Origin of the sequence: Parvibaculum sp., assembly GCF_040882025.1 — a bacterium.
In the GTDB taxonomy this organism is placed as follows: Bacteria; Pseudomonadota; Alphaproteobacteria; order Parvibaculales; family Parvibaculaceae; genus Parvibaculum.
In genome coordinates this window covers 1-8,578 of the sequence record NZ_JBBECC010000204.1, presented here as the reverse complement: position 1 = coordinate 8,578, position 8,578 = coordinate 1, and the positions used below count along the sequence as shown (strand labels likewise).

Genomic DNA, 8,578 nt, shown 5'->3' with positions numbered 1-8,578 from the left:
ACATGGGGCAGGGTACCATCACGGCGCTTGCCATGATGGCGGCGGAGGAAATGGAAGCCGACTGGTCGCTCGTCCGCGCCGAACAGGCGCCCGCGGAAAAAGCCTTCGCCAATGAGGCGCTGAGCAACCGCTTCGTCGCCGGCGACGACGTGCCGCCTATGCTGAAGGGCCTCAACGCCGCCACATGGACCAAGGTCGCGCAATTCATGAACCTGCAGGTGACGGGTGGTTCCATGGCGGTCCGCTACACCGGCCATCACGGCATGCGCGTCACCGGCGCCGCCGCGAAGGACATGCTGGTAAAGGCCGCCGCCGCCCGCTGGGGCGTCTCGCCGTCCGACTGCGTGGCCGCCCTCAGCGCGGTCACGGGCCCGAACGGTCAGTCCGCCACTTACGGCGAGCTTGCCGCCGAAGCCGCCGACTATGCGCCCTCCGCCGCGCCGGTCCTGAAATCGAAAGCGGACTACACCATCGTCGGCACGGCCCGCCCCCGCTTCGACATTCCGGGCAAGGTCAACGGCACCGCGAAATACGGGATCGACGCGCAAGTCCCCGGCATGCTCTATGCCGCGCCGAAACTCGCCCCCGTCTTCGGCTCCACCGTCGTCTCTTACGACGCGAGCGAAATCCTCTCCCGCCGCGGCGTGAAGAAAGTGGTCGAGTTCCCCGGCGGCGTCGCCGTCATCGCGGATAATTACTGGCGCGCGAAAGAAGCCGCCGCCGCGCTCGAGGTCACCTTCGACACGAAGGGCGGCGAGGCCGTCTCGTCGGAAACCATCTTCGCCGGCCATGACGCCGCCATCGCGTCCGGTGAAAGCGAGGACGACAAGGTGATCGGCGACATCGCCCCTGCCTTCGGGGCTGAAGGTGCGGACATCGTCGAGGCGAATTACCGCGTGCCCTATCTGGCGCACGCCTGCATGGAGCCGATGAACTGCACCGTCTGGATCCGCGACGGCAAGGCCGATGTCTGGGTCGGCGTGCAGGACCCGCTCGGCACGCGCGCCCGCGTCGCCGACATTTCCGGCATCGACTTCGAAAATGTTACCGTCCATCCGATGCTGCTCGGCGGCGGTTTCGGCCGCCGCATCCCGATCCGCGAAGGCTTCTTCAATTTCCCGAGCGAGATCGACTTTGCCACCATCGTCGCGAAGGAAGTCGATGCGCCGGTGAAATTCGTCTACACGCGCGAAGACGACATCCAGCACGACGCCTACCGCATCGCCTCCAGCGCGCGGCTCCGCGTCGCACTCGACGGCAAGGGCCTGCCCCTCGCCTGGGAAAACATCTATGTCCACAAGGACGAGCCCGGCGAGGCGCCCCATATCCCTTACGCGATCCCCAACCAGTCGATCCGTTTCGTCGAAGTCGAAAACCACGTGCCGCGCGGCCCCTGGCGTTCCGTCGCGCATACGCAGCACACTTTCTTCAACGAAAGTTTCATCGACGAACTCGCGCATCGTGCCGGCGCCGATCCCTATCAATATCGCCGCGCCCTTCTCGAAGGCCAGCCGCGCCACCAGGCCGTGCTCGATCTCGCCGCCGAAAAAGCCGGCTGGGGCAAGCCGCTCGCCGAAGGCCGCTACCATGGCATCGCCGTGCAGCAGAGCTTCGGCTCCATCGTCGCGGAAGTCGCGGAGATTTCCGTGACGGATGGCGCCGTCCGCGTCCACCGCGTCGTGGCGGCGGTCGATTGCGGCGAGGTGATCCACCCCGACACCGCCGCGCAGCAGGTCGAAAGCGGCATCATCTACGGCCTCACCGCCGCGCTTTATGGCGAAATCCGGATCGAAGGTGGCGCCGTCGCGCAAACGAACTTCACCGACTACGAGATGCTGCATCTCTCCGAGACGCCGGAGATCGCGGTTCACTTCATCGAAAGCGGCGCGCCCATCGGCGGCTTGGGCGAACCGGCGACGCCCGTCGTTTCCGCCGCGGTCTCGAACGGCGTTTTCGCAGCGACCGGTAAACGCATTCGCCAGTTGCCTCTCAAGAACCACGACCTGACCCGTTCTGAAAAATTTGCCCAGGCCGCGGACTAGAAGGAAATAAAAAAGATCGTCATTGCGAGGAGTGCAGCGACGACCTGTCCACCGAAGCTCCGTAGGAGCGTAGGAGGAAGCAACCCGGAAGCCGCAACCACCGAGCCCTCCGCTTGTGGATTGCTTCGGCCCTTCAGGCCTCGCAACGACGAATGAGGGGCGAAACGCTCCGCTAACGGAGAAAACCCATGTCCACAGTACTCGTCACCGGCGGCTCGGGTTTCATCGCCGGCCACTGCATCCTCCAGCTTCTCGACGCGGGCCACGAGGTCCGCACCACGGTCCGCAATCTCGCACGGGAACCCGAAGTCCGTGCCGCGCTGAAAGCGGGCGGCGCGGAGCCGGGCGCACGCCTCTCCTTCTTCGCTGCCGACCTCACCTCGGACAAGGGCTGGACCGAGGCCGCGAAGGGCTGCGACTATGCGCTTCATGTCGCCTCGCCCTTTCCGCCCGGCGTACCGAAAGACGAAAACGAACTGATCGTCCCGGCCCGCGACGGCGCGCTGCGGCTGCTGCGTGCCGCGCGCGACGCCGGCGTCAAGCGTGTCGTGCTGACCTCCTCCTTCGCCGCCATCGGCTATGGGCATGGGGTCCGCAAGAAGCCCTTCGACGAAACCGACTGGACCGACCTCGACGGCGACGACATCACGCCTTACACCAAATCGAAAACCATCGCCGAACGCGCCGCCTGGGACTTCATCGCGCGCGAAGGGAACGGCCTCGAACTCGCGGTGGTCAATCCGGTGGGCGTTCTCGGCCCGGTGCTCGGCCCCGACTATTCGACCTCGATCCAGATCGTGAAGGGTCTGATGGACGGCGCCATGCCCGGCTCGCCGAAGCTCGGCTTCGGTCTCGTCGATGTGCGCGACGTCGCGGACCTTCACCTGCGCGCGATGACCGATCCGGCCGCGAACGGCGAGCGTTTCCTCGCCATCTCCGGCGATTTCGTCTGGATGCGCGATGTCGCGCGCCTGCTGAAGGAACGCATGGGCAAGGCGGCCGGCAAAGTGCCGACGCGCCAATTGCCGAACTGGCTGGTCTTCATCGCCGCGCTGCGCATGCCGGAGGTGAAGTTGCTGCTGCCCGAACTCGGCAAGGAAAAGCATGCGACGGGCGAAAAGGCGATGCGCGTCCTCGGCTGGTCCCCGCGCTCCTGGGAACAGTCGGCCGTCGACACCGCCGAAAGCCTCGCGCGCCTCGACGGCTGAGCAAGCCCGAGCCGAAATAATAATATCGGCTCGGCCCGCCATCATCCGTCGGGAGATCGCGCAGCTCGCATCAGATCGCGCGTCAGGGCATCGGCGTCGACGCCATATTCACCGGCGGCTTCGTCGATCGTCATAAACGGCGCGATCGGACAGGCCGGGCAGTTCATTTTGTAATCGAGAAAGACACGAACCGTTTCGGGCCAGCGGCGCAGCAGCTGGGCAACCGTCATGGTCGAAAGATCGATATCCGGCATCTGCGTTCCTCCTCCGGCATTCGTTGCGGAGGAAGTCTAGCGGCAGAATGTCGCGCGTCATTTGCGCGAGCGCAATTCAAGCTCACGCCTGTCCGGCGATTTGCACAAGGCGATGCGGCTGGCGGATGACGAGATGGCTCGACCGGCGCGATTCGACGATACCGTCGTGATCCCAGGCCGAAAGTGTCCGGCTGACGGTGTGGAGCGTCGTCGCCGTCATTTCGGCAAGGTCCTGCCGGGACAGCGGAAAGGGGATTTCGATCCCGTCCTCCACGCGGCGGCCGGTCTGGTTCGCCAGCCGCAGCAGCGTCGCCGCGATGCGTTGTTCGACGCGCTGGGTCGCAACCTCCTGCAGGCGCTGCTGCAATTCCTCGATCCGTCCGCCCACCACATCGATCGCGTTGCGCGCGATTGCCGGATAGGTGGCCATCAGCTCGCCGAAACGCGGCGCGCTCCAGCTGAGTGTCTGACTGTCTTCGAGCGCCACCGGTGTCGCGGGAAACGGCATGCGACGGAGAACCGCGACAAATCCGATCATGTCGCCTGGGCCCATATGCCGCAGCACGATGTTCTGCCCGTCCGCCGTAACCTGATCGAGACGGACATGTCCCCACCCAAGGACATGGCCATGCGTCGCTTCGTCGCCCTGCTCGAACAGCGTTTCGCCCTTGGCGGCGGTCTGCTCGCGAGCGGCGTCCGCAACAGCCTCAAGCCCCGCTCTCTCCAGACCGCCGAACAAGGGCACGGCGCGAAGGAGTTCGATGCGGCTGCTTGTATCCATGTTTTCGTCTCCGTTTGCGTGACCCGCTCTCGGCAAAGTTCCGCTCAATTGATGCAGCGCAAATCAATCTCTTGCGGCGACACCTATCTTCAATGTGTCAATTTCGACGGCTCGCCTCAAGGAGATAGAAAATGAGCAGGTTCAAGCAGGCTCTCACCGGTACCGCAAGCGCAATGACGCTGCTTGTGGGACTTTCTCTCGGCGCGGGCGCTGATACCGGGATGACCTCCATCGCGCTCGATCCGGCAGACATGCCACCGCCCATCGCCCGCGACCACGCGGCGACGATCAAGCTGGAACTGGAAACCATCGAACGCGAAGCGGAACTGGCGGACGGCACGACGTTCCGCTTCTGGACGTTCAACGGAACGGTCCCCGGCCCCTTCGTGCGGGCCCGCGTGGGCGACACCGTCGAAGTCGCTTTCAGGAATGCGGCCGACAGCACGATGTTCCACTCCGTCGATTTTCATGCCGTCACCGGCCCCGGCGGTGGCGCGGTCGCAACTCAGACCGCGCCCGGCGACCACACCGGCTTCAGCTTCAAGGCCATGAAGCCCGGCATATATGTCTATCACTGCGCCACCCCGATGGTCGCCGATCACATTCAGGCCGGGATGTACGGTCTGATCCTTGTCGAGCCGGAGGGCGGCCTGCCGCCCGTCGATCGCGAGATCTATGTCATGCAGGGTGAAGTCTATACCGAGCTTGCCTATGGCAAGAAGGGCGAAGCCTTCACCGACTACGACAAGCTGCTCGACGAAAAGCCGGAATATTACGTCTTCAACGGCGCCGTCGGCGCGCTCACCGGCGACAACGCGATCGAGGCGAAGGTCGGCGAAACCATGCGCATTTTCTTCGGCGTCGGCGGGCCGAACAAGACCTCCAGCTTCCACGTCATCGGCGAGATCATGGACAAGGTCTACACGCATGGCTCGCTCGTGAGCGCCGCCTCGATCGACGTCCAGACGGTCACCGTGGCGCCGGGCGGTGCGACGGTCGCCGAGGTCACCTTCGATGTGCCGGGCGTCTACCTGCTGGTCGATCACGCCCTGTCGCGGCTTGAGCGCGGCCTCGTCGCGCAGATCAAGGTCGAAGGGCCTGACGACGCCGCGATCTTCGATACCGGCGATGCCGTCCTCAACATGGCTGGTCACTGAGGGCGCGTTGCCCGGGGGGCCCGCGGACGGGAGTGTCATCCCGTCCGCGACGGCCCGTTCACGAAAGGAATACAGGATGAAAATCAGAACGCCCCTCGCCCTCACCGGCGCGCTTTTCGGCCTCGCCCTCGCGGCAGGCCCCGTTCTTGCGGCGGACCACGAGGTCCGGATGCTCAACCGCGGCGAAGCAGGAGCGATGGTCTTCGAGCCGGCCTATCTGAAGGTCGCGCCGGGCGACACGGTGACCTTCGTTCCGACCGATCGCAGCCACAATGCCGAAAGCATTGCCGGCATGGCGCCGTCCGGTGCCGAACCCTTCAAGGGCAAGATGAGCGACGCCGTCACGGTGACGTTCGGTGAGGAGGGCGTCTACGGCTACAAATGCCTGCCGCATTACGCGATGGGCATGGTGGGCGTGGTTGTCGTCGGCGATGCGGCCGGAAATCTCGACGCTGCCGGCGAGGCGAAGCATCCCGGCAAGGCGCGCACCGTGATGGCGGATCTGTTGCAGCAGATAGCGGCGAATTGACCTCTAGAACAGAAACCCGCCATGCCCGCCAAGCACGGCGCCTGCGATCGTCACGGCACTGAGCGTCAGCAATATCCAGTGTCCCCGTTGAACCAGGGCGAAGATCGCATCGGGGTCCTGTGCGGCGCGGCGGCGGAACCAGTCGTGAAGAAACAGCGGCTCGGCGACGAAGAGAACGAAGCTGAAGATCGCCCACACCAGCACCATCGCATGCATCCACCAGAATTGCGGCTCGCTGAAGCGCGCCCAGGCCTCCAGCCGCCAGGTCATGTAGAAGCCGCTCAATCCGGCAAGCGTGACCGAGAATTTCGCCTGGAAGGAAAACCGTCCTTCGATTTCCTCGAAAAGCGCCACGCGGCGGGCCGGTTCGGAGAAACGGATCACGGCGGGTAGGATCACGGCGGTCACAAGCATCACGCCGCCGATCCAGTGAACGATCGCCAGAACATGGAGAACACGGGCTATGAGAATATCGTCCAGGGGATGTCTCCGTCGAAGGAAGCTGTCCGTCAGAATAGGGCGCGCGGCTTTCGCGCGCACGTGCTGATATGCCGGTGCCCCGTTACGCCTCGGCAGATGCCTGGCCGCTTCTCTCGGCGGGCTTCCGCCCGTTCTTTCTGGCCGCCGGCCTCTGGGCCTGCCTCTCGATGGCGCTCTGGATCGCGATGCTGAGCGGTACCGTCGCCCTGCCCACGGCCTTCGGCCCGGTCGCCTGGCATTTCCACGAATTGCTGTTCGGCTTCGTCGCGGCGGCGATCGCGGGCTTTCTGCTGACCGCCATCCCGAACTGGACGGGGCGCCTGCCGCTGCAGGGCTGGCCGCTCGGCGGCCTCGTTCTGCTCTGGATCGCGGGCCGCGTTGCCGTCGCCTTCTCCCTCATCATCGGTCCCGGACTTGCCGCGGCGATCGATCTTTCCTTCCTCATCGTCTTCGCGGCCGTCGTTGCCCGCGAGATCGTCGCCGGGCGCAACTGGCGCAACCTTCCCGTGCTCGGGGCGCTCACGGTGCTCACCGCCGCCAATGCGATGATCCATGCCGGCGCCTTCGGGCATTACGAATGGGAGGAGGCGGGCAAGCGCCTCGCCATCGCCGTTGTCATCATGCTGATTTCGCTGATCGGCGGCCGCATCATCCCGAGCTTCACCACCAACTGGCTGCGCCGGCAGGATATTCTGGGCACCCTGCCGGTACCCTTCGACCGCTTCGACAAGGGGGTGCTGGCGCTCGGCGTTGTCGTCCTCGCGCTCTGGGTCGTTACCGGATTGACCGCACTCTCGGGCGCCGCACTGATATTTGCGGGCCTCGTTCACGCGCTTCGTCTCGCCCGCTGGCGCGGGGCCGCGACGCTCAAGGAGCCGCTCCTCTGGATCCTCCATATCGGCTATGCCTGGCTGCCGGTGGGGCTGGTGCTCTTGGGAAGCGCCGCCTGGCATCCGGCTCTTGCGACGAGTGCGCTCCATGCGCTCACCGTCGGCGCCATGGGCACGATGATCCTCGCCGTCATGACGCGCGCAAGCCTCGGCCACAGCAAGCGCGAACTCACCGCCGGCCGCGGCACGCTCGCCGTCTATTTGCTTGTGCTGCTTGCGGCGCTCGCGCGCCTTGCCGCGCCTTTCGCCGGCTCGGCTCAGGCGCTTGCCCTCGATCTTGCGGCCGGCGCCTGGATCGCGGCCTTCGCGCTTTTCGTCGCGCTCTATATCCCGCTCTATATCCGCCGCTGAAATCTAGAAATAGGCGCCGCTGAAAATACCCGCCGGGTCATGCGCCAGCGCGACCGAGAGAATATAGGCATAGACGGCAAGCGCCGCCGCAAAGGCGCCGATGCGTGAGCCCTGCGTCGGGGCGAAGCGGAAGGCCACCATGCCGAGCGCGATATAAAGCGCGAGCAGCATGACCTTCACCGTCAGCCAGTGATCGATGAAGGGATATTGCTGCACGATCGTCATCAGCATCAGCGCGGCGGTGAGCAGCACCGTGTCGATCGTGTAGCTGAGAAGACGGACAGGCGCGGCCATGGCGAGCCGCGCCCCCGTCCCGCCGCCGGCAAAAAGCGCGAGCCCGCGCAGGAGGAAGAGCCCGCCGCTCGCCAGCACCGACACGATATGAACGAGCCGGATCTCGCCATAGAACTCGATCATGCCGCGTCCCGGCCCTTGCGCGCGTCGCCGCTCAATCGGCGCCGCCGGCCGGTTCCGCGCGAATGCGGGTGCGCGGAACCTCGCGCACCTCCTCCTCGCCCTCCGGCTTCGGGAAGAGCCAGAGCCCGGCCACGAAGACGGCAAGCGCCAGCGCGCCGATCGAGAAGATCGTGTCGCCCGGCACCCGCATCCAGATCAGCAGGTCGACGAAAGGCTGCTGCATGAATTCGGCCGAGCGCGCATAGGCATAGCCATGTTCGAGCGAGGCGAAGAGCTGCAGCACGCCGAGCGGCAGCAGCGTCAACAGCGCCATCAGCGCCAGGCCGATATTGAGGCACCAGAAGCTCGTCTTCAAAAGCCCTTCATGCCAGGCGAGATTGGGCTTCATGCCGCGCAGGCAGAACAGCACCAGCCCGATGCCGAGCATGCCGTAGACGCCGAACAGCGCCGTATGGCCGTGCAGCGGCGT

10 protein-coding genes are annotated in these 8,578 nt (G+C 65.3%); 5 read left to right on the top strand and 5 right to left on the bottom strand.

The features are described 5' to 3' along the window. Together WEB61_RS15880 and WEB61_RS15875 are read left to right on the top strand one after the other, a co-directional pair. On the top strand, nucleotides 1-2,042 hold a 2,042-nt coding region (locus WEB61_RS15880; RefSeq protein WP_368065318.1), incomplete at its 5' end, for a xanthine dehydrogenase family protein molybdopterin-binding subunit. A 188-nt stretch (nucleotides 2,043-2,230) separates the two neighbouring features. Then, a complete protein-coding gene (locus WEB61_RS15875) occupies nucleotides 2,231-3,250 on the top strand; it encodes an SDR family oxidoreductase (RefSeq protein WP_368065317.1) in 1,020 nt (339 codons plus the stop codon). 41 nt (nucleotides 3,251-3,291) lie between these two features. Here the strand turns inward: WEB61_RS15875 and WEB61_RS15870 are convergent, their stop codons facing one another. Further along, nucleotides 3,292-3,504 carry a DUF1858 domain-containing protein gene (locus WEB61_RS15870; protein ID WP_368065316.1) on the bottom strand — a complete coding sequence of 71 codons (213 nt, stop codon included), beginning with the start codon at nucleotides 3,502-3,504 and terminating at the stop codon, nucleotides 3,292-3,294. Nucleotides 3,505-3,586: 82 nt separating this feature from the next. Continuing rightward, nucleotides 3,587-4,285, bottom strand: coding sequence for a Crp/Fnr family transcriptional regulator (locus tag WEB61_RS15865; protein WP_368065315.1), 699 nt, complete (start codon nucleotides 4,283-4,285; stop codon nucleotides 3,587-3,589). Nucleotides 4,286-4,416: 131 nt separating this feature from the next. On the opposite strand from WEB61_RS15865, the gene nirK reads away from it, so the two are divergent. Both nirK and WEB61_RS15855 read left to right on the top strand, forming a co-directional pair. After that, nucleotides 4,417-5,442, top strand: a complete 1,026-nt coding sequence (gene nirK / locus WEB61_RS15860) for a copper-containing nitrite reductase (protein ID WP_368065314.1) — start codon at nucleotides 4,417-4,419, stop codon at nucleotides 5,440-5,442. Nucleotides 5,443-5,518: 76 nt separating this feature from the next. Then, on the top strand, nucleotides 5,519-5,971 hold the full coding sequence (locus WEB61_RS15855; RefSeq protein WP_368065313.1) for a pseudoazurin: 453 nt from the start codon (nucleotides 5,519-5,521) through the stop codon (nucleotides 5,969-5,971). 3 nt (nucleotides 5,972-5,974) lie between these two features. On the opposite strand, the gene WEB61_RS15850 is transcribed toward WEB61_RS15855, so the two are convergent. After that, nucleotides 5,975-6,451 (bottom strand): hypothetical protein, encoded by a 477-nt coding sequence (locus WEB61_RS15850; protein WP_368065322.1) that lies wholly within the window; start codon nucleotides 6,449-6,451, stop codon nucleotides 5,975-5,977. Between the two features lie 68 nt (nucleotides 6,452-6,519). On the opposite strand from WEB61_RS15850, the gene WEB61_RS15845 reads away from it, so the two are divergent. Then, nucleotides 6,520-7,692 carry an NnrS family protein gene (locus WEB61_RS15845; protein ID WP_368065312.1) on the top strand — a complete coding sequence of 391 codons (1,173 nt, stop codon included), beginning with the start codon at nucleotides 6,520-6,522 and terminating at the stop codon, nucleotides 7,690-7,692. Between the two features lie 3 nt (nucleotides 7,693-7,695). On the opposite strand, the gene WEB61_RS15840 is transcribed toward WEB61_RS15845, so the two are convergent. Next, complete coding sequence (locus tag WEB61_RS15840) at nucleotides 7,696-8,109, bottom strand: SirB2 family protein (protein ID WP_368065311.1); 414 nt, start codon at nucleotides 8,107-8,109, stop codon at nucleotides 7,696-7,698. A gap of 31 nt (nucleotides 8,110-8,140) precedes the next feature. Further along, a partial coding sequence (locus WEB61_RS15835) for a cbb3-type cytochrome c oxidase subunit I (protein ID WP_368065310.1) occupies nucleotides 8,141-8,578 on the bottom strand: 438 nt, incomplete at its 5' end.